This is a genomic window from Pseudarthrobacter sp. AG30 (genome assembly GCF_003116525.1).
In the GTDB taxonomy this organism is placed as follows: Bacteria; Actinomycetota; Actinomycetes; order Actinomycetales; family Micrococcaceae; genus Arthrobacter.
Genome location: NZ_QEHL01000066.1, coordinates 1 through 414, shown reverse-complemented (window position 1 = coordinate 414; position 414 = coordinate 1). Strand labels below are relative to the sequence as shown.

Sequence of the window (414 nt, the reverse complement as noted above, 5' to 3'; positions counted from 1 at the left end):
CCCTACTTTCTTGTGCGTATTTGCGTGTTTTGCGCAGTTTTGTAAAATCCTCAACAACGTGAAGAAGTGGCAGATCCCGCGATTCATCAACACGGATGAAGCGCCCGCCTATGGTCGCGCGCTTGCTCTGCTCAAACGCGAAGGCCGGTGCCCGTCTGACGTTGAACACCGACAGATTAAGTACCGGAACAACGTGATTGAATGCGATCATGGCAAACTGAAACGGATAATCGGCGCCACGCTGGGATTTAAATCCATGAAGACGGCTTACGCCACCATCAAAGGTATTGAGGTGATGCGTGCACTACGCAAAGGCCAGGCCTCAGCATTTTATTATGGTGATCCCCTGGGCGAAATGCGCCTGGTAAGCAGAGCTTTTGAAATGTAAGGCCTTTGAATAAGACAAAAGGCTGC

1 protein-coding gene is annotated in these 414 nt (G+C 50.5%); it reads left to right on the top strand.

All coding sequences use genetic code 11. From position 1 onward, the window contains the following. Window positions 1-388, top strand: a 388-nt coding sequence (locus DC347_RS21325) for a DDE-type integrase/transposase/recombinase (RefSeq protein ID WP_123059250.1), incomplete at its 5' end; no start/stop codon positions are given. Window positions 389-414 lie beyond the last annotated feature (26 nt).